At 64.0% G+C, this 21,700-nt stretch carries 20 protein-coding genes; 17 read left to right on the forward strand and 3 right to left on the reverse strand.

Features of this window, described 5'->3' with window-relative positions:
* Positions 1–54 precede the first annotated feature (54 nt).
* The 5 genes from B5V02_RS07750 to B5V02_RS07775 all read left to right on the forward strand — a co-directional run bounded on the left by B5V02_RS07750 (position 55) and on the right by B5V02_RS07775 (position 4,704).
* Positions 55–918, forward strand: coding sequence for an ABC transporter permease (locus B5V02_RS07750; protein WP_111543530.1), 864 nt, complete (start codon positions 55–57; stop codon positions 916–918).
* The gene (locus B5V02_RS07755) at positions 918–1,706 is read left to right on the forward strand and encodes an ABC transporter permease (protein ID WP_111543531.1); all 789 of its coding nucleotides are present in this window, start codon (positions 918–920) and stop codon (positions 1,704–1,706) included. The genes B5V02_RS07750 and B5V02_RS07755 overlap by 1 nt, the downstream gene beginning before the upstream one ends.
* On the forward strand, positions 1,706–2,767 hold the full coding sequence (locus B5V02_RS07760) for an ABC transporter ATP-binding protein (RefSeq protein WP_111543532.1): 1,062 nt from the start codon (positions 1,706–1,708) through the stop codon (positions 2,765–2,767). The genes B5V02_RS07755 and B5V02_RS07760 overlap by 1 nt, the downstream gene beginning before the upstream one ends.
* A 237-nt stretch (positions 2,768–3,004) precedes the next feature.
* The gene (locus B5V02_RS07770) at positions 3,005–4,255 is read left to right on the forward strand and encodes an aconitase X (protein ID WP_111543533.1); all 1,251 of its coding nucleotides are present in this window, start codon (positions 3,005–3,007) and stop codon (positions 4,253–4,255) included.
* On the forward strand, positions 4,252–4,704 hold the full coding sequence (locus B5V02_RS07775) for an aconitase X swivel domain-containing protein (RefSeq protein ID WP_111543534.1): 453 nt from the start codon (positions 4,252–4,254) through the stop codon (positions 4,702–4,704). The genes B5V02_RS07770 and B5V02_RS07775 overlap by 4 nt, the downstream gene beginning before the upstream one ends.
* 52 nt (positions 4,705–4,756) lie before the next feature.
* Here B5V02_RS07775 and B5V02_RS07780 read toward each other — a convergent pair whose 3' ends face one another.
* A complete protein-coding gene (locus tag B5V02_RS07780; RefSeq protein ID WP_111543535.1) occupies positions 4,757–5,785 on the reverse strand; it encodes a LacI family DNA-binding transcriptional regulator in 1,029 nt (342 codons plus the stop codon).
* Positions 5,786–6,114: 329 nt separating this feature from the next.
* On the opposite strand from B5V02_RS07780, the gene B5V02_RS07785 reads away from it, so the two are divergent.
* From B5V02_RS07785 to B5V02_RS07835, 11 genes are all read left to right on the forward strand, one after another.
* Entirely contained in the window at positions 6,115–7,728 is a 1,614-nt protein-coding gene (locus tag B5V02_RS07785) for an extracellular solute-binding protein (RefSeq protein WP_111543536.1), read from the forward strand.
* An 81-nt stretch (positions 7,729–7,809) separates the two neighbouring features.
* A complete protein-coding gene (locus B5V02_RS07790; RefSeq protein ID WP_111543537.1) occupies positions 7,810–8,670 on the forward strand; it encodes a carbohydrate ABC transporter permease in 861 nt (286 codons plus the stop codon).
* Positions 8,667–9,626 (forward strand): carbohydrate ABC transporter permease, encoded by a 960-nt coding sequence (locus B5V02_RS07795; RefSeq protein ID WP_111543538.1) that lies wholly within the window; start codon positions 8,667–8,669, stop codon positions 9,624–9,626. Before B5V02_RS07790 ends, B5V02_RS07795 begins: the two co-directional genes overlap by 4 nt.
* Complete coding sequence (locus tag B5V02_RS07800) at positions 9,623–10,714, forward strand: ABC transporter ATP-binding protein (RefSeq protein WP_111543539.1); 1,092 nt, start codon at positions 9,623–9,625, stop codon at positions 10,712–10,714. Before B5V02_RS07795 ends, B5V02_RS07800 begins: the two co-directional genes overlap by 4 nt.
* A 1-nt stretch (position 10,715) precedes the next feature.
* Positions 10,716–11,777, forward strand: coding sequence for an ABC transporter ATP-binding protein (locus tag B5V02_RS07805; RefSeq protein ID WP_111543540.1), 1,062 nt, complete (start codon positions 10,716–10,718; stop codon positions 11,775–11,777).
* Positions 11,778–11,812: 35 nt separating this feature from the next.
* On the forward strand, positions 11,813–12,901 hold the full coding sequence (locus tag B5V02_RS07810; protein WP_111543820.1) for a Gfo/Idh/MocA family protein: 1,089 nt from the start codon (positions 11,813–11,815) through the stop codon (positions 12,899–12,901).
* 42 nt (positions 12,902–12,943) lie between these two features.
* Positions 12,944–13,858, forward strand: coding sequence for a sugar phosphate isomerase/epimerase family protein (locus B5V02_RS07815; protein WP_111543541.1), 915 nt, complete (start codon positions 12,944–12,946; stop codon positions 13,856–13,858).
* Between the two features lie 58 nt (positions 13,859–13,916).
* Positions 13,917–15,101 carry an aldose 1-epimerase family protein gene (locus B5V02_RS07820; protein ID WP_111543542.1) on the forward strand — a complete coding sequence of 395 codons (1,185 nt, stop codon included), beginning with the start codon at positions 13,917–13,919 and terminating at the stop codon, positions 15,099–15,101.
* Positions 15,102–15,162: 61 nt separating this feature from the next.
* Positions 15,163–16,257 carry a fatty acid desaturase family protein gene (locus tag B5V02_RS07825; protein WP_111543543.1) on the forward strand — a complete coding sequence of 365 codons (1,095 nt, stop codon included), beginning with the start codon at positions 15,163–15,165 and terminating at the stop codon, positions 16,255–16,257.
* Positions 16,258–16,268: 11 nt separating this feature from the next.
* Positions 16,269–16,583, forward strand: coding sequence for a MocE family 2Fe-2S type ferredoxin (locus B5V02_RS07830; protein WP_111543544.1), 315 nt, complete (start codon positions 16,269–16,271; stop codon positions 16,581–16,583).
* Positions 16,584–16,617: 34 nt separating this feature from the next.
* Entirely contained in the window at positions 16,618–17,418 is an 801-nt protein-coding gene (locus B5V02_RS07835; protein ID WP_111543545.1) for a 3-methyl-2-oxobutanoate hydroxymethyltransferase, read from the forward strand.
* Here B5V02_RS07835 and B5V02_RS07840 read toward each other — a convergent pair.
* Together B5V02_RS07840 and B5V02_RS07845 are read right to left on the reverse strand one after the other, a co-directional pair.
* On the reverse strand, positions 17,383–18,900 hold the full coding sequence (locus B5V02_RS07840; protein WP_111543546.1) for an HAL/PAL/TAL family ammonia-lyase: 1,518 nt from the start codon (positions 18,898–18,900) through the stop codon (positions 17,383–17,385). The genes B5V02_RS07835 and B5V02_RS07840 overlap by 36 nt on opposite strands.
* On the reverse strand, positions 18,897–19,898 hold the full coding sequence (locus B5V02_RS07845) for an ornithine cyclodeaminase family protein (protein WP_111543821.1): 1,002 nt from the start codon (positions 19,896–19,898) through the stop codon (positions 18,897–18,899). The genes B5V02_RS07840 and B5V02_RS07845 overlap by 4 nt, the downstream gene beginning before the upstream one ends.
* A 118-nt stretch (positions 19,899–20,016) precedes the next feature.
* Between B5V02_RS07845 and B5V02_RS07850 the strand changes: the two genes are divergently transcribed.
* The gene (locus B5V02_RS07850) at positions 20,017–21,450 is read left to right on the forward strand and encodes a DHA2 family efflux MFS transporter permease subunit (RefSeq protein WP_111543547.1); all 1,434 of its coding nucleotides are present in this window, start codon (positions 20,017–20,019) and stop codon (positions 21,448–21,450) included.
* Positions 21,451–21,700 lie beyond the last annotated feature (250 nt).

Consider the following 21,700-nt stretch of genomic DNA (forward strand, 5'->3'; position numbering starts at 1 on the left):
GCCGGCCGGCGGTCCGCGCCGGCCGGTCGTTCCGATCCTGGGGAGGAAGGTATCATGGCAGCTGCGACAGCGTCGCGAAGCGGGCTGAGATCGGCATTGCCGCTGTTGGCGCCTGCCTATCTCTGGATGACGGTGGCGATCTTCCTGCCGCTGTCGGCCATGGTCTTCTTCTCGTTCATGACCGAGCTGCCGCTGTCGGGGAAGCCGTGGGCGTTCACGCTCGGCAACTATGCCGCCTTCTTCTCGCAAAGCCTCTATCTGACGCTGCTGCTCGCCTCGCTGCGGCTTGGCCTCGAAGTGACGCTGTGGTGCATCGTAATCGGCTATCCCGCGGCTTACGTGCTGGCCAAGGTGCTGAAGGGCCGCAGCCGCGAAGCGATCTTCCTGCTCGTCATCCTGCCGTTCTGGTCGAATGGGCTGGTGCGCATCTTTTCCTGGGCGATGGTGTTGCGCGAAGGCGGCATCCTCGACACGGCGCTCAACGCCGTGCTGCCGTTCAAGATCAACATCGATCTGATGTATTCCTACCCGGCCGTGATCATCGGCCTGGTGCATTCCTATGTGCCCTACATGGTGTTGACCTGCTACCTGACGCTGCAGGCCATCGATGACTCGCTGATCGAGGCCGGGCGCTCGCTCGGTGCCTCGCGGCTGCAGGTGCTGAAGCGGGTCATCATTCCGCTATCGATGCCCGGATTGGTGGCGGGCGCGGCGCTTATCTTTGTCCCCGTTGTCGGTTCCTTCATGGAGCCGCGCATCCTCGGCGGCCGCACCGGAACCTTCTACGGCACGGTGATCGAGGACCAGTTCGTCGCGGTGTTCAACTGGCCGCTTGGGGCGGCGCTCTCCTTCATCCTGCTGGCCGTCGTGCTGGTGATCCTGGCGGTCGCTTCGCCAGTGCTCAAGAGGGCTGCGTGATGGCGACGACCCGCATCCTCGAATGGCTCGGCCGCCTCTACATCTGGCTGCTGCTCGCCTTCCTATACCTGCCGATCATCATCATGGCGCTGATGTCGTTCAACGTCTCTCCCTTCTATCAATTGCCGTTCGAATGGACGACGGAATGGTACGCCTCGCTGTGGCAGAACGACCAGTTGATCGCCGCCACCTGGAACAGCGTCGAGATCGCGGTCATCACCACCATCATCTGCACGGTGCTCGGTTCGGCGGCGTCGCTGGCGCTCTATCGCAATGAATTTCGCGGCAAGAAATTCCTGCAGGCGCTGCTGTTTCCGCCGATCGCCATTCCGTGGCTGATCACCGGCACGGCGATGCTGATCTTCTTCTTTGGCGTCGGCATCGGTCGCGGGCTGCATGCCATCCTGCTTGGCCATGTGGCGCTGGCGCTGCCCTATGTCATCGTCGTCGTTTCGGCGCGGCTGCAGACCTTCGCGCCGGAACTGGAAGAGGCGGCGCGCTCGCTCGGCGCCAATCAGTGGCAAGTGACGCAGCGCGTCACGCTGCCGTGGATCATGCCCGGCGTCATTGCCGGCGGGCTGTTCGCCTTCGCCGTTTCGTTCGACCAGTTCGTGGTGTCCTATTTCCTGGCGACGCCAGGGCAGACGACGCTGCCAGTCGAAATCTACGCGGCGATCCGCAAGGGGTTCACGCCCGAGATCAATGCGGTCTCGACAATCATCATCGTCGTGTCGATGGCGCTGATGCTGCTCACGGCGCGCTTCTTCAAATTCGGCGGAGAGAAATAATGGCCGGCGTGCAGGTATCGAACGTGTCGCGCAGCTTTGGTGCGCACAAGGCGTTGGACGACGTCTCCATCGATTTCGCCGATGGCGGCTTCTATGCGCTGCTTGGGCCCTCGGGCAGCGGCAAGACCACGCTGCTGCGGCAGATCGCCGGCTTCGACTTTCCCGACAGTGGCCGCATCGCGATCGGCGGCGAGAGTGTCGAGCGGGTGCCGGTCGAGAAGCGGCGCATCGGCATGGTGTTCCAGAATTATGCGCTGTTTCCCAATATGAGCGTTGCCGACAATGTCGCCTTCGGCCTGTCGGTGCGCGGCGAAGCCAAGGCGGTGATTGCGACGGAAGTGCAGCGCGCGCTCGACCTTGTGCAACTCGGCAAGCTCGGCGGCCGGCGGCCGCACCAGCTGTCGGGCGGCCAGCGCCAGCGCGTGGCGCTGGCGCGTGCCATCGTCACCAAGCCGCGCGTGCTTCTGCTCGACGAACCATTGGGCGCGCTCGACAAGGCGCTGCGGGTCGACATGCAGATCGAACTCAAGCGCATCCAGCGCGAGATCCGCATCACCACCATCTTCGTCACCCACGACCAGGAAGAGGCGCTGACGATGAGCGACCGCATCGGCATATTGCGCGACGGCAGGCTGGTGCAGGAAGGGCCGCCCGAGGAGATCTACGATCGGCCGAAGAGCGAGTTCGCCGCCACCTTCCTCGGCGACGCCAACATCTTTCGCGGCGACAGTACGGGCAGCGGCATCCGGCTGGCGGACGGCACGGCGATCGCTGCGGGAGCGGGCGCGACGCTTACAGCCGGTGCCAAGGCGAGCTGCGCCGTGCGGCCTGAACGCATCCGCATCGCCACCGATGTCGGGGCTTCGGAGAGCAATGCCAATATGCTCCGGGGGCAGGTCTCCAAGCGCATCTTTGCCGGCAACAACAGCACTTACTTCGTTGAACGTGCTGGCCAGACGCTGAAGGTCATCGTGCAGAACACCGGTATCGAGCGGTTGGCGGAGGGGCAGGACGTGGTGCTGTGCTGGTCGCCGGAGAGCACGGTGCTGATCGCGGGCTAGTTGGCGCTGTCGCCGGATGGGGGAGGTTGGCGTTCCGTCCCACCCCCCCTCTGCCCTGCCGGGCATCTCCCCCGCAAGGGGGGAGATTGTCCGCTTCACCCTTCTAGCCTCTCCAGCAACGCAAGAATTTGCGAAACAGCTATGATAGCCGATCTCCCCCCTTGCGGGGGAGATGCCCGGCAGGGCAGAGGGGGGTGCTGTCCCTCCATAAGATCGAATAAGGGCCGGAGCACATCGATGGCGCTGGAATTGACGGCCAGGGACCGATCCATGCTCGACGGCGAGCAAGGCCCGTCCGCAGCTGCCGCGATGAAGATCCTGGTCGCGTTTTCCAATGCGGTTGGCGCGGGCTGCCTGCTCGACATTGCTGGCGCGCATATCGATGGCTGTCTCTACCACGGCAAGGCCGGGCTCGATTTCGTCGAACGGCTGGTCGAGGGCGGCGGCCGCGTCCAGGTGCCGACGACGCTCAATGTCGGCTCGTTCGATCTCATCCATCCCGGCATGGTGAAGATGCCGGCGGCGGAGGAAGTGCCGGCGCGGCGGCTGATGAAGGCGCATGTGGAGCTCGGCTGCCAGGCGACCTTCACCTGCGCACCCTACCAGACACGGTTCCGGCCGGGCTTCGGCGAGCAGATCGCCTGGGGTGAATCCAACGCCATCGTCTTTGCCAATTCGGTCATCGGCGCGCGCACCAACCGCTATGGCGATTTCATCGACCTGTGTTGCGCCATGACCGGGCGCGCGCCGGCCTGGGGCCTGCATCTGAGCGAGAACCGGCGTGGCCGGATCCTGTTCGAGCTGGCCGTTCCTGACCCGGAGCCGAACGACAGCCTGTTCGTCGGCGTTGGGCTATTCATCGGGCAAGCGAGCGGCGACCGGATTCCGGTGATTGCAGGCCTGCCACAACCGCGCGACGAGGACCAGTTGAAGGCGCTAGGCGCCGCCGCGGCAACCACCGGCGCAGTGGCGTTGTTCCATGCGGTCGGCATTACGCCGGAAGCAAGCACGCTTTATGAGGCGTTCCAGGGCTACGCGGCGGAAGAGACGATCCGCATCACCCGCGCTGATATCGATCACGCGCTGGCGAAGCTATCGAGTGTGCCCGATGGCGCGCCGCTGGCGGCCGTGTCGCTTGGTACTCCGCATTTCTCGCATGACGAATGGATGCGGCTGTTGCCGATGCTGCGCGACGTTGCGCCGGGGAGGCGCATCCCGATCTATGTCAACACCGGCCGCGCAACGCTGACGCGATTGCAGGAGGAGGGCGCGCTGGCCGGCATGGAGGCGTTCGGCTTGATCCCGGTCGCCGACACTTGCACCTACGTCACCTCGATCCTCGAGCGGCTCGACGGCGTGGTGATGACCAATTCGGGCAAATGGGCGCACTATGCGCCGGGCAATATCGGCGTGTCCGTCGCCTTCGCCGACATGAAGGATTGCATCCGCTCGGCTGCAGTCGGGCATGTCGTGCGGGGTGCGCCATGATTTGGTCGACAGAAACCGGGGCCGTCGAGCGGTTCGGCACCTTCCAGCTGGCCGGCGAGGCCGAGGGCCAGGCGTTGGTGTTTTCGCAGCCGCTCAGCTTCTGGGGCGGCATCGACGCCGAGACTGGCGACATCATTGACCATTCGCATCCGGGCCTCAGCCAGAATGTCGCCGGCAAAATCCTGGTCATGCCGAGCGGGCGCGGCTCGTCATCCTCATCCTCGGTCCTGGCCGAAGCGATCCGCAGGGGCACGGCACCGGCCGGCATTCTTCTGGAGCGGCCGGACCCGATCCTTGCGGTGGGCGCCATCGTCGCCGAATTCCTCTACGACATCCGTATGCCGCTGGTGGTGTGCGACATTGCCGGTGTCGCCTCCGGCGACCGGATCGCGGTCGGCCTCGGAGCGGATGGCCGGGCGATTGTCAGCATCGGGAGTCTCCCAGACTGAGTGGAAGCATCTGATGGGGCGGGCCTTTGCAGCGCTGCCCCGCTCGGCTGGGTCAGATCTCCGGGATGTTCTCCTTGAAGATCACCTGCAGCCTTGGCTGGTGCAATTCATAGGGCAGTCCTCTGACCGCATGGGTTAAGGTGTTGAGCGCTTCACGCGCCTCGACGCGCGGATTCTGGTCGATGACCGCGTCGAGCGTGCCATCGAGCAGAAGGTCCTTGGTGCCGTCGGTCACCTCATGGCCGAGGAAAACCATGGACTGCGCGCGGCCGCGCTCCTTGAGTGCGCGGGCGATGCCGGTGTTGCCGGCGCCGACATTGTAGATCGCGGCAAGGTCGGGATGCCGCTCCAGGAGGGCGGACGCCTCCGAATAGGCCTTTTCGCGGTCGTCGAGCATTTCGCGCATCTCGACGATCTGCAGATTGGGCGATTCCTCCGTCAGGATATGGCGGAACCCCATCTCGCGTTCTTCGTGGCCGCGATAGGACAGCGAGCCGGCGAACAGCGCTACCTTGCCCGGACGTCCCGATCCCATGAAGCGGTTGAGCAGATAGCCGGCCAGCCGCCCGGCGGCGCGGTTGTCGATGCCGATATAGGCGACCCTCGGCACATGCAGGATGTCGGAGGCGATGGTCACCACCTTGATGTCGTTGGCCGACAGCGAGCGGATCGCCTCGCGCACCGTCGGATGGTCGAGCGCAATGACGCCGACGCCTTGCGTCCGTCCACGCAATTCCTGCAGCAGGCGGGCGAGGCCGTCCGGGTTGAACCCTTCGATGGTGGCGATGTGCACATCGAGGTCGGGTCGTGACTGCGCCTGCGCCTCGATGTGGCGGTGCAGCATCTTGATGAAGGAATTGGTGCCGGCCGGCAGCGCGAAGTCGAGCCGGATGACATCGCTGGGCAAGTGTCCCGGCGGCGCCCCGTTCGGGCCTTCGGCGATGTAGCCGAGCCGCTGCGCCATTTCGAGCACGATTTCACGCGTGCGCGCCCGCACGCCGGGGCGGTTGTTGAGCACTCGGTCGACCGTGGCGGCCGAGACACCGGCTTCCCGGGCTATGTCAGTCAGGGTGGACCGCACCGTCTTTCATCTCCTGCATGCGTCAGGTCGGGTGGCTTCTCTGCCATTCGCGATTCTGATGGGAAATGATGTATCCGCCCTTGGCCGATGCGCAAGCCGCCGGGCTAAATCAAATCGCCCGGCAGGGCTGCACGAGGCTGGCAAGATGCATTTCCCCTCAAATCTAGGCATCAGGAGTGATGTATGGATCCGATATAACGCATTTTCTCGCTCTGTTTGCAATGTTGTGAGGTATTTTGATTATTTATGATGTTGACATCGTTCCCATGCTGCCGTCAATATCCCTCATAAGGCCGTGGAGGAAACGTGGCCCTGAGGGAGGAGTTTCAATGTCTGACTTGATCCGCATGTCGCGGCGCCGCTTGCTGGCGTCCGGAGGAAAAGCGGCCGTGATCATGGCCGCCGCTGGTATTGCGCCGAAATTCATTCGTCCGAGCCGCGCCTATGCGGCCGACGCGCTGGCGCCAGGCATGATCGGTGGCCCGACCGGCTTCGATGGAGCCGAGCGCTACCAATATGGCGCCGACACACCGGAAGGCCGCGCCATCGAGGCGGCCAAGGCGCTGAAGGGTGCCGGCAAGGCGCCGGCCAAGATCGTGCTTGGCCTGTCGGACGGTTCGATCGGCCAACTGACGCAGCCGTTCCCTGCCGGCGCGCCGTCGATCAAGGATCTGTGGGAAAAGGAGACCGGCATTCCGATCGAAATCGTCGGCCTGCCGAACGGCCAGGAATTCACCAAGACGATGCAGGACATCTCCACCAAGGGTGGGGCGTACGACATCTACTCGACCGAATGGAACCGCCTCGGCGACCTCGCCGAAACCGGCGGCATCGCCAAGCTCGACGACTTTGTCGCGCAGTACAAGCCTGAGTGGGACGATCCGGTGACCGGCTATGTCAACGGCGCCAAGGGCGTGTCGCTGCTCAACAAATATCGCGGCTCGAACTATGGCGTGTCGCTGGACGGCGACTTCCAAACCTGGGTCTACCGCACCGACCTGTTCGGCGACGAGGCCGAGAAGAAGGCCTTCAAGGACAAGTATGGCTACGATCTGGCGCCGCCGAAGACCTGGAAGCAGCACGGCGACATCGCCGCCTTTTTCCAGCGCCCGGACAAGGGCCTGTTCGGCTCGACCGACCTGCGCAACCAGGGCTGGGGCTACACCAACTGGTACCAGCGCTATGTCTCGATGGCCTCGCCCAACCAGTTCCTGTTTGGCGATGACGGCAAGCCGCTGATTAATTCGGAGCAAGGCATCGCCGCCACCAACGAATATATCGCATCGTTGTCGCATCATTCGCCGGATGCGATCTCGTGGGGCTGGCCTGAGCAGTATGGCAATTTCGCCAAGGGTGGTGCGGCGATGACCTGCGCCTTCTCCAACCTGCCGAAATTCCTCGACAATGCCGGCAACAAGGATTCAGCTGTCACCGGCAAGATCGGTTCGATGCTGCCGCCCGGCCGCGAGATCGACGGCAAGCTGATCAGCCGTTCCGTGCTGTGGTTCTCGCTGACCGGAATGGTCTCGTCACAGTCGAAGAACCAGGAGGTCGCCTATCTGCTGCTGCAATGGCTGGGCTCCGCCCGCATCTACGCCTGGATGAGCGCTAACCCTGGCGGCTATCTGGATCCGTTCCGGCTTTCGGATTTCTCCGATCCTTTGGTGCGCCAGACCTACCATGCCTACCACATGGACATTGTGCGCGAGACGGTGGCCCGCACCGTGCCGACCATCAATTATCCCGGCGCGACAGCCTTCCACAATGCGCTGGACGAGAACCTCATGGCGGCACTGACCAAGGCCAAGACCGCCGAGCAGGCGATGGCCGACACCGAAGCCGAGTGGAAGAAGATCGCCAGGCGCACCGGCGAGGACAAGCTGCTAGAAGCCATCAAGTCCAACAAGGAAGCCTGGCCGACAGTTCTCGATCCAATCGCCTGATCCTCCTCCCGGGATCACATCGAAGGAGGGGAGGAGCTTGCTTCTCCCCTCCGCCAACGACGCCACCAGCAAAGCCGCCAGATGAAGCGTTCCATCCCTTTCGAGATATTCCGTTACGCCGCTATCTTCGCGGCGATGGCGGTGACGCTGGTGCCGATCCTGTGGATGGTGTCGATGGCGTTCAAGCCGATCGCCGAATGGTCGGCGACCGGAGCCGACCTGACATGGTGGCCGAAGAACCCGACGCTCAGCAATTTCCGTTTCGTCTTCGGCGACTCCACCAACAACCTGATCGTCGCGCTCGACCGCACCGCTCTGAAGCCGATCGCCTCGTCGCTCTTGTCGGCGGTGTTCGGCACGGTGATCTCGATGTCGGCGGGCACTGCCGCCGCCTACGGCCTGTCGCGTTTCGGCTCCGGCCAGAACCTGCCGCTGGCGCTGATCCAGCTCAGGCTGTTTCCGCCGATGGCGGTCATGATCCCGGTGATGATCATGTGGTCCTTCCTCAATTTCACCGACAGCTGGTGGGGGCTGTCTCTGATCTATGGCATCGTAACCTTGCCTTTCGCCTTCTGGCTGATGAAAACCTTCTTCGACGACATGCCGCGCGAGATCGAGGAGGCAGCACTTGTCGAGGGCTGTTCGCGGCTGCGCGTCTTCACCCGCATCACGCTGCCGATGATGCGCGCGCCGCTCGCCAGTGCCGCGCTGTTCGTCTTCATCCTCAACTGGTCGGACTATCTGATCGCGCTGCTTTTGACGACGCGCGAATGGGTGACGATCCCGGTCTACATGGCTTCGCTGTCGTCCTCGATGACCGGGCAGCTCTATGGCGCCAAGGCAGCCCTTGGCCTCATCGCCGCCGTGCCGCCTGTCATCATGGGCATCGCCATCCAGCGCCATCTGGTGCGCGGGCTGACTTTCGGGGCGCTCAAGCAATGAGCGCGGTGATGGCGACGATTTCAGAGGACGCGATGAAAACCGCCCAGGCAAGACCGGACCTGCGCGACGAAGGGGCAAGGCTCGGCTTCCGGTTGACGCTGCCGGCGCAGATCCTCGTGCTGTTCATCTCGGCCTTCCCGCTGTTGATGCAGCTCTACATCAGCGTCACCGACTGGTCGCCGCTGTCGGGCCTTGGTTGGTGGAACGCCTGGTCGCTGTGGAACAACTTCGCCAACTACACCGACCTTGCCGCCGACGCGCGCTTCTGGAGCGCACTGAAGCGTACGGCCATCGTCATGATCGTCTGCGTGCCGGCGGAATTCCTGCTCGGGCTGGCGCTGGCGACGCTGTTTGCCGACGATTTTCCCGGCAAGCGCATCTTCTACTCGATCCTGCTGATGCCGATGATGGTGGTGCCGGCGGTGGCCGGCTACATGTTCTTCATGCTGTTCCAGTCGGGCGGACCGGTGAACGATATCCTGTCGTCGCTCACCGGCTCTCCCGTCACCATTGCCTGGCTGTCGGATCCGACGCTGGCGCTGTTTGCGGTCATGGTCGCCGACATCTGGCAGTGGACGCCGCTGATGTTCCTCATCTTGCTTGCCGGTCTGGTCGGCGTGCCGGAGGATCAGATCAAGGCGGCGACGCTGCTCGGCGCCAATCCGTGGCAGCGCTTCGTCACCATCGTGCTGCCGAAGATGAAGATGATCATCATCATCGCGCTGGCGATCCGGGTGATCGAGAACTTCAAGATCTTCGACACGCTCTACATCATGACCGGCGGCGGCCCCGGCGTCGCCACCGAGACCATCTCCGTCTACATCTACAAGCTCACCACGCAGGACCTGATCTGGGGCTATGTGGCGGCAATCGCGCTGGCCATATTGATCGTGCTGTCGATCGTCGCGGTGTTGGCCATGAGGCGCATGGCGCGGTCGCGCGAGGTGCCGGCATGAGTGCGATCCACTTGCAGAGCCTGGTCAAGAAGTTCGGCGACTTCACTGCGCTGAAGACGATGGATCTTGCCATATCGGACGGCGAGTTCATGGCACTGCTCGGGCCGTCAGGCTGCGGCAAATCGACGACGATGAACATGATCGCCGGCATGGAGGAGCCGACCGGCGGCAAGATCCTGTTCGGCGAGCGCGACATGGCCGGGGTGCCGATGGGGCGGCGCGGCGTCGGCTTCGTCTTCCAGAACTATGCCATCTTCACCCATATGACGGTGCGCCAGAACCTCGCCTACGGGCCGAAGATGCGTGGTGCCGCGAAGGCCGAGATCGATCGCCGCGTCGGCGCCATTGCCGAGATGCTGCAGCTGACGCCGCTGCTCGACCGCAAGGCCGATCGGCTGTCGGTCAACATATTGCAGCGGGTGGCAATCGGCCGCTCGGCGATCATGGAGCCGGCGATCTTCCTGCTCGACGAGCCGCTGTCCAATGTCGACGCCGCTTTCCGGGCCGTCATGCGCACCGAACTGAAGCAACTGCAGCGCCAGTTCAGGCAGACGATGGTTTATGTCACCCACGACCAGCTCGAGGCGATGACCATGGCCGACCGCATCGCTGTCATGGATCACGGCGTGCTGCAGCAAGTCGGCACGCCGCTCGAGGTTTATAACGATCCAGCCAATGTCTTCGTCGCTCGCTTCATAGGCGCGCCGGGCATGAACCTGCTCAAGGGCAGGCCGGCGGAGAGCGACCGTGGGCTGGTCGTCGATCTCGGGCCGTTGGGCATCACCCCGCGGCTGCCGGACGCGCTCGCGGCGGCCTTGCGTGGCGCGCGCGGCGAGGTGCTTTACGGATTTCGGCCCGAACAGGCGACGCTTGTGCAAGATGGGCGGGGCCTCGCCATGCCGGTGAGCTTCGTCGAACGGATCGGTGCGCGCACCATCGTTCATCTCGGCGAGGGCGAAAGCGCGGTAAAGACGGTGTTCGACAATGATGTCGGCCTGGCGATCGGCGACATCGCTGTCGTCGCTCCCGCCGCATCGTCGGTGCGTATCTTCGACGCCGCGACCGGCCTTGCGATCAAGGCAGGTTAAGATGGCCGATATCGTCTTCCGCAATGTGACCAAGCGCTACGGCAAGACACTCGCTGTCGATGACGCCTCGTTCACGGTCAACGACAACGAGTTCTTCTGCTTCTTTGGTCCGCCGCTGTCGGGCAAGTCGACAATCCTGCGCCTGGTGCTCGGGCTGGAGACGCCTGACACCGGCGAAATCTTGATCGGCGGCAAGCCGGTCAACACGGTGTCGCCGGCCGAGCGCAACGTGGCGATGGTGTTCCAGAACCTGGCGCTGTTCCCGCACATGAGCGCGCTCGACAATGTCCGCTTCCCCCTGGTTGAACGCAGGGTCGCCGAGCTCGAGATCAAAAGGCGGGTCGCCGACGTCGCGGCGAAACTGCATATCGGCCATATCCTGCACAAGCCGCCGGCGCAGCTTTCGGGCGGCGAGCGGCAGCGCGTGGCGATTGCCCGCGCACTGGTGCGCGACCCCAATGCGTACCTGATGGACGATCCGATCTCGGCGCTCGACGCCAGACTGCGCGAGGAGACGCGCGTCGAGCTGAAGCGCATCCAGCGCGAGCTTGGCAAGACGCTGATCTATGTGACGCACGACCAGGAAGAAGCGATGTCGGTCGCCGACCGCATCGCCATCCTAGAGGACGGGAGGATCAGGCAGATCGGCGCCCCGGCCGAGATCTATGACCGCCCGGCCAGCACCTATGTGGCGCGGCTGCTCGGCTCGCCGATGATGAACATCCTGAGGTCAGTGCGCGGCGAGGGCGGCGTCGAAGCGGCCGAAGGCACGATCCGCATTGCCGACAAGGCCGCTCCCGTCGATGTCGTTGAGATTGGGCTGAGGCCGGAAGATATCAAGGTTAGACCGTGGGCAGACGGGGGCTCGGGCCGCCCGGCGCGGGTGTTCGAGGTCGAGCCGCTTGGCGGCTACACCGTGGTGACGCTCGCTGCCGGGCAGGCGCGGCTGAAGGCATTGTTGCGCGGCCAGCCTGACATCAGGCCCGATGCCATGGTGGCGATATCCTGCGAGTCGGCCAGAGTGCATTATTTCGGGCAAAGCGGGGGAGCGCTGGCAAGATGACGGCGGCCGCAAGGACAGAGCTTCGGGAGGATCAGATGGCAGACAATGGCTTCGAGCCGGACGTGAAGGTGCGCACGAAAGAATACAGGATCGGCTGCGTCGGCGCCGGCATGATCATGGCCGAGTGCCATCTCGCCGCCTACAAGGAGGCCGGTTTTCCGGTGGTGGCGATCGCTTCGCGCACCAGGGCCAGCGCCGAGAAGGTGGCGACGCGCTGGGGCATCCCGACCGTCCACGACACGCCGGAAAAGCTGATAGAGGATACAAATGTCGAGATCATCGATCTCGCCTTTCCGCCCGACCAGCAGCCGGCGCTGATCCGCCACGCACTGAAGCAGAAGCACATCAAGGCGATCCTGGCGCAGAAGCCATTGGCGCTGTCGGTCGAGGAAGCGGTCAAGCTGCGCGATGAGGCGGCGAAGGCCGGCAAGATCCTCTCGGTCAACCAGAACATGCGCTACGACCAGTCGATGCGCGTGCTGAAACAGATCATCGACAGTGGCGCGCTGGGCGACATCGTCTTCGCGCAGATCGACATGCATGCCATTCCGCACTGGCAGAGCTTCCTCGAGGACTACGACCGGCTGACGCTCGCCAATATGAGCGTGCATCACCTCGACGTGCTGCGCTTTCTGTTCGGCGATCCCGACGAGATCACTACGCTGACGCGCAAGGACCCGCGCACGCGCTTCGACCATTCCGACGGCATCACGGTGTCGACGCTGCGCTTTCCGTCCGGTGTGCTCGCCGTGTCGCTAGAGGATGTCTGGTCCGGCCCGCGCCAGGATGGCTACAAGGACGACCAGCACATCAACTGGCGCGTCGACGGCACAAAGGGTGTCGCCAAGGGCACCATCGGCTGGCCGACGGGCTCTGCCTCGACGTTGACCTACGCCTCGACCGAGACGACCGGTGGCGCGTGGGTGACGCCCCGTTGGGACACGATGTGGTTCCCGCATGCCTTCATCGGCGTGATGGAACAGCTGCAGCATGCAGTGAAGACCGGCACGCCGCCGGCACTGTCCGTCGCCGACAACGTCAAGACCATGGCGCTGGTCGAGGCGGGCTATCGCTCGATCGACGAGGGCCGCACGGTCAAGCTTTCCGAAATCCCGATCAACTGAAACACCAGTCAACTGAATCGCTTATAGGGAGGAATTCACACCATGATGCAGGCAGGTATTTTCACGGGCTATTTCCCGTACGGTCTCGAAGAGACGGCGAAGAAGATCCGCGGGCTCGATTTCAACACGGTGCAACTCGACCTGCATTTCAGGGATGTCGACCTGTCGGCCGGGCAGATCACCAAGGACAAGGCCAAAAAAGTCCGCGACGCGTTTCGCGAACACAATCTGCCGATCTGCTGCGTGTCGGGCTACACCAACATCATCCATCCGGACAAGGCCGAGCGCGACAAGCGTGTCGGCTATTTGAAGGAGATCATCCGCAACGCCCGCCATTTCGGCAGCCCTTATGTGATCTCGGAAACCGGCACCTACAACACCGAATCCGACTGGGTGCATCACCCCAAGAACAAGACCGAGGAGGGTTTCGAGGAATGCCGCAAGGTGGTCGCCGACCTCGCGCAGACGGCCTATGACCATGGCGCGGTCTTCCTGCTCGAAACCTATGTCAACAACGTCGTCGGTTCGGTCGAGGAGACGGTGAGGATGTTCGCCCAGGTCGACCATCCCGGCCTCGGCCTGCTGATGGACCCGACCAACTATTTCGAGACGCACAACATCGACAGGATGGACCAGATCCTGAATCAGGTGTTCGACACGCTGACCGACAAGATCAAGATTGCCCACGCCAAGGACGTCAAGCGTTCGGGCAGCGACAAGTCCGAGAAGCACGCCGATATCGGTGACGACAACGCCATGGAAAGCCACACCTTCCGTGGCGTCGGAGAGATCGAACTGCCGGCGCCTGGTCTCGGCTCGCTGAACTACGACCTCTACCTTCAACGGCTGGCCGAGAAGCATCCGAACATCCCGGTCATCATCGAGCATCTGGCCGAAGACGACGCGCCGCGCGCCAAGAAGTTCCTCGACGGGAAGTTCCGCGCCAACGGCCTGTGATAGTCACTCCGCGCCGCCGGTTGAAGGGACGACAGTGAAGTGAAGAAGCGGCCGTGACATGGTAGAGCTCTACGGCAAGACGCTGTCGCGCCGGCAGGTCCGTGAACGCTCGGGCATGCTGTCGCAATTCGCCGGCGTGCGGCTGATGACGCTCGGCGACGGTGTGGAACGCGGCGTCCGCATGCTGGAGTTCCGCACCGGCTCGGGCCTGCGCTTCACCGCGCTGGTCGACCGGGCGCTCGATATCGCCGACTGCGACTTCAAGGGCCAGGCCATCGGCTGGCATTCGCCGAGCGGTTTTCGCAGCCCCGGTCTGCACGAGTATGAGGGGGAAGGGGGGCTGGGCTGGGCTCGGTCGTTCTCCGGTCTGCTGGTGACGTGCGGTCTCGACCACATATTGGGCCAGGAAGAAGTGCCGGCCGAAAACTACAACTACCCAGGCAAGAAGGCCGTGGTCCACTCGCTGCATGGCCGCGTCGGCACCATTCCGGCCAGGCTGACCGGTTATGGCGAGACCTGGGACGGCGACCGCTGCGTGCTGTGGGCCGAAGGCATCATCCAGCAGTCGGCGGTGTTCGGCGAGGACCTGCATCTGCTGCGGCGCATCGAGGCCGATGTCGGCGGCAACGAGATCCGGCTCTTCGACCGTGTCGTCAATCACGGCTTCAACCGCACGCCGCATATGTATTTCTACCACGTCAATATCAGCCATCCCTTGCTCGACGAAGGCTCGCGCTATCTGGCGCCGATCCGGGAGGTCGTCTGGGCCAGCCATGAGGGCGAGCGCTACCGGGCACAGAAGGTCGGCTACCGCACGATGCCGGCGCCACAGTTGGGTTTCAGCGAACAGGTCTGGCAGCATGACATGGCGGCCGATGCCAATGGCGACGTGCCTGTGGCGGTGGTCAACGACCGCATCGGGCTTGGCCTTGAACTGGTGACGCGCAAGGACCAGCTGCCTTGCGCCTATCAATGGCAGAATTTCCAGGCGGGGCAGTATGCGCTGGGAATAGAGCCCTCGACGCATCATGTGCTGGGCAATCTCGCTGCCCGCGAACGTGGCGAGATGATCTGGCTGGAGCATGGCGACAGCCGCTCTTATGATGCGGTGTTTCGGGTGCTCGACGGCGCCGGCGCGATCGCTGCATGCGAGCGACGGATCGCGGCGATCGCCACACAGCCGCAAGAGGATTACCCGATGCCATCAGGTAATTTTCCGATCCTCGGGGGCACAGGTCGATGACGGGCGCGTGCCGCCAGGAAGGGCAGGCTGATCAGCCCGCCCGGTTCACTATCCGGAGGCCATGATGACGGCTGGCAAGACAAAGCGCGACTACAGCCTGGTTGGCGAAAGCACGCGGATCGCGATCGAGACCGGGCTGGCCTCGGCCGAGTGGTATCATACCGATGTGCCGCGCAAGACGATGAAGGAGCTGATGCAGCGCTCCGACGGGCCGGCGATCCGCGACACCATCATCTGGATCGCCGCCATCCTCGGCTCGGCTGCCGGCGGCATCTGGTTCTGGGGCACATGGTGGTGCGTGCCGTTCTTCTTGGTCTACGGCGTGCTTTACGGCTCCTCCAGCGACTCGCGGTGGCATGAATGCGGCCACGGCACCGCCTTCCGCACACGCTGGATGAATGACGTCGTGTACCAGATCGCCAGCTTCATGCTGATGCGCAATCCGGTGACCTGGCGTTGGAGCCATGCCCGTCATCACACCGACACCATCATCGTCGGCCGCGACGCCGAGATCGCCGTGATGCGTCCGCCGGACCTGTTGCGCGCCGCACTCGCCTTCACCGGCGTGCTCGATTTCCGTTATTCGCTGCCGACATTGGTGCGCAACGCGTTCGGCAACCTCTCGCCCGACGAAAAGAGCTTCGTACCCGAGATGGAGCAGCACAAGGCGGTGATCGCCGCGCGCTGGCATGTCGCCATCTATGTCGCGACGATCGCGCTGGCCCTCTACCTCTGGTCATTCCTGTCGCTGGTGCTGATCGGCCTGCCGCGCCTCTACGGCAGCTGGCACATGGTGCTGACCGGGCTGTTGCAGCATATCGGGCTGGCTGACAATGTCACCGACCACCGGCTGAACACGCGCACCGTCTACATGAACCCGATCAGCCGCTTCATCTACTGGAACATGAACTACCACGTCGAACATCACATGTTCCCGATGGTGCCTTATCACGCGCTGCCGAAGCTGCATGAACTGATCAAGCATGATCTGCCGGAGCCGAACCCTTCGATGTGGCATGCCTATCGCGAAGTCTGGCCGGTGCTCATCAAACAACTCCAGTACGAGGACTACTTCCTCAAGCGCGAGCTGCCACCGACGGCGCGGCCGTACCGGGAGGAGTTCCACGCCCTGACCGTCCCGGCGGCAGCGGAATAGGGGAGAACCAGATGGCCGTCTGGGTTGAAGCGTGTGGCGTCGATGATGTCGAGGAAGAGGACGTCATCCGGTTCGACCATGGCGGACGCACCTTTGCCATCTATCGCAGCCCGAACGACGAGTTCTTCGCCACCGACGGGTACTGCACGCATGAGAAGGCACATCTGGCCGACGGGCTGGTGATGGGCGACATCATCGAATGCCCCAAGCACAATGGCCGCTTCAACTACAAAACTGGTGCCGCCAAGGGCGCACCGGTCTGCGTCAATCTCAAAACCTATCCGGTGAAGGTCGAGGCTGGCAAAGTGATGATCCAGATCGGCTGACCTGCCGCAGCACATAACAGAGGGAATTCTTTCGATGAGCCGAAAAAGACCGACGGTGGCGGACCTGCGCGCCATGAAGGGCAAGCGCCAGCTGACCATGCTGCGTGTGCTGACGATGGACGAGGCCGAGGCTGCCGAACGGGCAGGGGTCGACATCGTCTCGGTGCCGCCCGAACTGGTGCTCAACCCGCAATACCGCGATGCGGCGCCCAGCCTGTTCACCATGCCGGGCGAGAACTTTTTCGAGATCGGCACCGCCGACGATTTCCTGCGCTGGGCCTTCCGGCTCTACAAGGCCGGCGCCGACGCGGTCTATTGCAGCGCCGGCTACGCCACGATCAAGCGGATGGCCGACGACGCCATCCCGGTCATCGGCCATGTTGGCCTGATCCCGTCGCGCGCCACCTGGACGGGCGGCTTCAAGGCGGTCGGCAAAACCGCCGACACCGCCATGGAGGTCTTCGCAGCGGTAAAGCAACTGGAGGCCGCCGGCGCCATCGGCGCCGAGATCGAAGTGGTGCCGGTCGAGGTGGCCAAGGCGATCTCGGAGCGGACGTCGCTGATCATGCTGTCGATGGGGGCGGGCACCGGCTGCGACGCGCAGTATCTGTTCGCCGACGACATCCTCGGCCAGAACCGTGGCCACATGCCCCGCCACTCCAAGGTCTATCGCAATTTCGCCGCCGAATATGATCGCTTGCAGGCCGAGCGCATCGCCGCGTTCTCGGAGTACGTCGCCGACGTCAACAACCTTGCCTATCCCGAGGACAGGCATGTGGTGCACATGGATCCGGGTGAGCTACGCCTGTTCCTGGACAAGGTCGGCCGGGCGTAGATTCACCTGCCAGCCTCCGCCGGCGAGGGCGGCATAGAGTGCTTCGGCGTCGATGCCGAGCGGCCGGTCCTCTTTCAGGGCGGGGACCAGCGCGCGTATCGCCGTGTGAACAGCGGCGGTACGGGGCGCTGGCGTGAACCGGTCGCGCAGGTCGATCGCCTGTGCGGCCGCCATCAATTCGAAGGCGATCAGCCGCCGCCACAGCGCGACCATCCCGGCGCATTTCGCAACAGTCAGAGGTGTCTGCGTTGCATGGTCCTCGACGCCTTCCGAGACGGGCAGGAAGTCGAGCATCACCGGATTGGCCCTGTGGCGGATGGCGGCCAGGATCGATGTCGCCGTCTTCTGCAGCGGCACGAAGCCGGCCGAGGCGCCGCCGACCGGCGACAGATATTTCGGCAGGCCGTTGCGGCCGGAGCCGGTGAGCTGGATGAAGCGGGCAGCGCTCGCGGCGGCACATTGAGCGATCGCCAGGCCGAGCGTCTCGAAGGCGAGCGACAGCGCCGCTGTGTGGAAATTGCCGGTCGACAGCACCAGGTCGTCGTCGCTGAGCACCAGCGGGTTGTCGGCGGCGGCATTGAGCTCGATCTCCACGGCTTGCCGGGCCTGACCGATCGCCTCGATCAGCGCGCCATGGATCGAGGGCATGCAGCGGATCGACAGCGGATCCTGCAAGGTGGTCGGCGCCGGCGCCTCGTCGCGGGCGAGCAGATCGTGCAGGGCTTTGGCTGCTTCCTGCTGGCCTGCCGCCGGGCGCGCCATGTGCAGGCGCGGATCGAGGATGGTGCGGTTGGCGCCGATGCCTTCCATGGTCAGCGCGCCGGCCTGGTGCTGCTGGGCAAGGGCGGACAGCGCATCCGTCACTACGAGCGCACCGCTGCCCGCTGAAACCGCCGAAGCGTTGATCAGCGACAGCCCGTCCTTGGGCGCCAGGCTGATGGGGACGAGGCGGGCCATCATCAACGCCTTGGCGGCCGGCATGCGCCGACCCTGATAGTCTGCTTCGCCTTCGCCGGTCAGCAGGCGGGCGAGCGCCGTCATCAGCACCAGATCGCCGGCGCCGATCGAGCCGAGCGACGGCATCACCGGATGGACGCTGGCATTGAGCGCGTCGACCAAAGCCACAAACACGGCAGGCGAAAGGCCGGAGCCTCCGGTAGAAAGCATCGCCGCGCGCGCAAACATGGTTGCCCGCACGCTTTCGACCGACAGAGCTTCGCCGACCGCGCCGCTGCGTCCTTCCAGCAACTGGCGCTGGAAGACGCTGGCGTCGCCCTCCACCGTGGTGCCGAGATTGGCGCCGAGCCCGGTGTTGAGGCCATAGATGGGTTGGCCGGACGCGGCGGCCTGGTCGAGCACCTTTCGCGCCCTTTCCAGCCTGCCGATGACATCAGGCGCGACCTCCACCTTGCGCGCTTCGCGGGCGACTGCGGCGACATCCGCAGTGCCGACGCCGGCTCCGGTGAGGACGAGCGCGCTCATGCGAAACGCAGTCTCTGGCCGATGCCTTGCGCCTGCGCCTTGGCCAGCATCGCCTTGCCCAACGCAATGTCGGACAGCGACAGGCCGCGGTGCCAGAACAGGATCGTCTCGCTGTCGTTTTCGCGCCCGGCCTTGAGGCCGGCGGCAATCTGGCCAAGCTCGGCATGCAGCGTTTTTTCGCTTAGGCGCCCGGTCTCGACATGGGCGCGCAAAGAGCCGAACTTGCCGCCCTTGCACTGCCCCCAGTCGTCGACGACCATTTTCTGCATGATGTCGCTCAGCGACAATTCCACCGCGCTCATCGTGCCATAGGGCACGACCAGCGCGCCGGGCTTGATCCATTCGGTCTTCAACAATGGCTGCGGCTCAGGCAGCCGCGAGGCCTCGACGACGATGTCGGCGCCTTCGATGCAGCTCTTCCAGTCGGCTACCGCCGTCACCGTCTTGCCGAGATCGGCGGAGAGTTTGGCGGCAAAGCCGTCGCGGCTTTCCGGGCGTCGCGAATGGACGCGGATCTCGTCGAAGTCGAAGAGATGGTCGAGCAGGCGCACATTCCAGTAGGCGGTGCCGCGCGCGCCGATATGGGCCAGCACCTTCGAATTCTTGCGCGCCAGATGTTTGGCGCCGATAGCGGTGACGGCGCCGGTGCGCATGTCGGTGATGACGGTGGCGTCGAGGATGGCGCGCGGCGTGCCGGTGCGCGGATCGAACAGATTGAGGATGCCGAATTCCGAGGGAAGGCCGTGCAGGTAATTGTCGACATAGTCGCCGACGATCTTGACGCCGGCGGTGTCGAGCGGCGCGACGTAGCCGCGCAACACATTGAAATGACCGTGGAAGGACGGATCCGGCTCGAGATGAACGCGCGGCTCGATAACCGTCTGGCCATTGCCTTGCGCCACCAGGCCAGCCTCGACGGCGGCAATGATTTCACCATCGGTCATGGCAAGGGCGTCAATGTCGAGCGCATTGAGGTAGTCGATATAGATGGGTTTCATCTGCTGCGTGCACTTTCCCCGGTCGCCGCTCATCCATAACAGGCCGCGATGCGACACGAAAGTTTGTTGCGCCGTGTCTGGACGCGGCCGGCCAAATGCTGTTCAAACCGGTCCCGTCATGACTGCCATTCCCGAGACTGAAACCTTACCCGAAACGGCCACCAATGCGCGGCGCGTGGCGTTGATCGTTGCCATCGCCTTCTTCATGCAGTTGCTGGATTCGACGATCATCTCGACCTCGCTGCCGCAGATGGGCGCGTCCTTCGGCGTGCCGGCGGTGGCGATGAGCATCGGCATCACCGTCTATATGCTGACCATGGCGGTGTTCGTGCCGCTGTCGGGCTGGCTCGCCGACCGCTTCGGCGCGCGCAACATCTTCCTGCTAGCGATCATCCTTTTCACGCTGGCCTCGCTCGCCTGCGGCTTCTCCCAGAATTTGACCCAGTTCGTCGCCGCACGTGTCGTGCAAGGGCTGGGCAGCGCGCTGATGACACCGGTCGGCCGCATTCTCGTCTTGCGCAACGCCTCGAAGTCCGAACTGCTCAATGCCACGGCACTGATCACCTGGCCGGCGCTGTTCGCGCCCGTGGTCGGGCCGGTGCTCGGCGGCTTCATCACGACCTATCTGTCATGGCACTGGAATTTCTTCATCAACATCCCGCTCGGGGTGATCGGGCTGGCGCTGGTCGCCCGCTTCATTCCGGGCGACCGCGAAGCCGATCCCAAGCCGCTCGACTGGCCGGGCTTCGTGCTGACATCGGCCGGGCTCGCCCTGTTGCTCTACGGCCTCGAGCGCATCGCGCATCCTGAGGACGGTGTCCTGCCAACAGTGCTGCTGATCGCCGCCGGCATCGTCATCGGCTGGCTGGCAATGCGCCATCTCAGGCGTGCGCCGCATCCGCTGCTCGACCTCTCGTCGTTCAAGGTGCTGACCTTCGCCATATCGACGCTTGCCGCCGGCACCATTTTCCGGGTGGCGATCAATGCCACGCCGTTCCTGTTGCCGCTGCTGTTCCAGGTCGGTTTCGGTCTCAGCCCCGTCGATGCCGGCATGATGATCCTGGCCTATTTCCTCGGCAATCTCGGCATGAAGACGGTGACGACGCCGACGCTGCGGCGCTTCGGCTTCCGCTCGGTGCTGGTCGTCAACGGCCTGATCGCCTCGGCGTCGATCGCGGCTTGCGCGGCGATCTCGCCGCAAACACCGCAAGCGCTGGTGATTGTGCTGATGCTGATCGCCGGCCTGTCGCGCTCGATGCAGTTCACTGCCCTCAACACGCTGGCCTTCGCCGACATCGACGCGGCGCAGCGCAGCTCGGCGGCGACGCTGTCGAGCATGCTGCAGCAAGTGGCGATGCTGTTCGGCGTCGCGGTGGCGGCGGCGATCCTCAACCTGTCGCAGATCGCCAGGGACCGGCCGGCGCTCGACCTCGTCGATTTTCGAATCGCCTTCCTGGCGATCGGCGCCATCGGGCTGGTGGCGTCGTTCCGCTTCCTCGCGCTGCCGCCGGGTGCGGGCGCCGAGGTTTCAGGCCACGCGCCGAGGAATTGAGATCGATTTTTCCGCCCGATGCGGAGATAAATTCCGCTCTATCCTTTCGCCTTGGTGTGGCGATTTCGCGAGCCATTGCGATGGCGCAACCAATTGCCAAAAATCCAGGCTTTTCCGGGCATTGCACCAGTTTTGGCAATCGATGCGTCCACTCGATGAATATCGCCGCTGGCCGGGCTTCTGAACGCGGATTCATTTGACGAACCGGCGCTGAGCCGATTAGCTTTCTTCCCCAAGGGGTGGCAGCGTT

Source organism: Mesorhizobium kowhaii (assembly GCF_003253745.1).
GTDB classification, from domain to species: domain Bacteria; phylum Pseudomonadota; class Alphaproteobacteria; order Rhizobiales; family Rhizobiaceae; genus Mesorhizobium; species Mesorhizobium kowhaii.

Excerpts from the sequence above, each read along its gene's own strand:
- B5V02_RS07750 (WP_111543530.1), top strand. The coding sequence starts at position 55 with ATGGCAGCTGCGACAGCGTCGCGAAGCGGGCTGAGATCGGCATTGCCG.
- B5V02_RS07755 (WP_111543531.1), top strand. The coding sequence starts at position 918 with ATGGCGACGACCCGCATCCTCGAATGGCTCGGCCGCCTCTACATCTGG.
- B5V02_RS07760 (WP_111543532.1), top strand. The coding sequence starts at position 1,706 with ATGGCCGGCGTGCAGGTATCGAACGTGTCGCGCAGCTTTGGTGCGCAC.
- B5V02_RS07770 (WP_111543533.1), top strand. The coding sequence starts at position 3,005 with ATGGCGCTGGAATTGACGGCCAGGGACCGATCCATGCTCGACGGCGAG.
- B5V02_RS07775 (WP_111543534.1), top strand. The coding sequence starts at position 4,252 with ATGATTTGGTCGACAGAAACCGGGGCCGTCGAGCGGTTCGGCACCTTC.
- B5V02_RS07785 (WP_111543536.1), top strand. The coding sequence starts at position 6,115 with ATGTCTGACTTGATCCGCATGTCGCGGCGCCGCTTGCTGGCGTCCGGA.
- B5V02_RS07790 (WP_111543537.1), top strand. The coding sequence starts at position 7,810 with ATGAAGCGTTCCATCCCTTTCGAGATATTCCGTTACGCCGCTATCTTC.
- B5V02_RS07795 (WP_111543538.1), top strand. The coding sequence starts at position 8,667 with ATGAGCGCGGTGATGGCGACGATTTCAGAGGACGCGATGAAAACCGCC.
- B5V02_RS07800 (WP_111543539.1), top strand. The coding sequence starts at position 9,623 with ATGAGTGCGATCCACTTGCAGAGCCTGGTCAAGAAGTTCGGCGACTTC.
- B5V02_RS07805 (WP_111543540.1), top strand. The coding sequence starts at position 10,716 with ATGGCCGATATCGTCTTCCGCAATGTGACCAAGCGCTACGGCAAGACA.
- B5V02_RS07810 (WP_111543820.1), top strand. The coding sequence starts at position 11,813 with ATGGCAGACAATGGCTTCGAGCCGGACGTGAAGGTGCGCACGAAAGAA.
- B5V02_RS07815 (WP_111543541.1), top strand. The coding sequence starts at position 12,944 with ATGATGCAGGCAGGTATTTTCACGGGCTATTTCCCGTACGGTCTCGAA.
- B5V02_RS07820 (WP_111543542.1), top strand. The coding sequence starts at position 13,917 with ATGGTAGAGCTCTACGGCAAGACGCTGTCGCGCCGGCAGGTCCGTGAA.
- B5V02_RS07825 (WP_111543543.1), top strand. The coding sequence starts at position 15,163 with ATGATGACGGCTGGCAAGACAAAGCGCGACTACAGCCTGGTTGGCGAA.
- B5V02_RS07830 (WP_111543544.1), top strand. The coding sequence starts at position 16,269 with ATGGCCGTCTGGGTTGAAGCGTGTGGCGTCGATGATGTCGAGGAAGAG.
- B5V02_RS07835 (WP_111543545.1), top strand. The coding sequence starts at position 16,618 with ATGAGCCGAAAAAGACCGACGGTGGCGGACCTGCGCGCCATGAAGGGC.
- B5V02_RS07840 (WP_111543546.1), bottom strand. The coding sequence starts at position 18,900 with ATGAGCGCGCTCGTCCTCACCGGAGCCGGCGTCGGCACTGCGGATGTC.
- B5V02_RS07845 (WP_111543821.1), bottom strand. The coding sequence starts at position 19,898 with ATGAAACCCATCTATATCGACTACCTCAATGCGCTCGACATTGACGCC.
- B5V02_RS07850 (WP_111543547.1), top strand. The coding sequence starts at position 20,017 with ATGACTGCCATTCCCGAGACTGAAACCTTACCCGAAACGGCCACCAAT.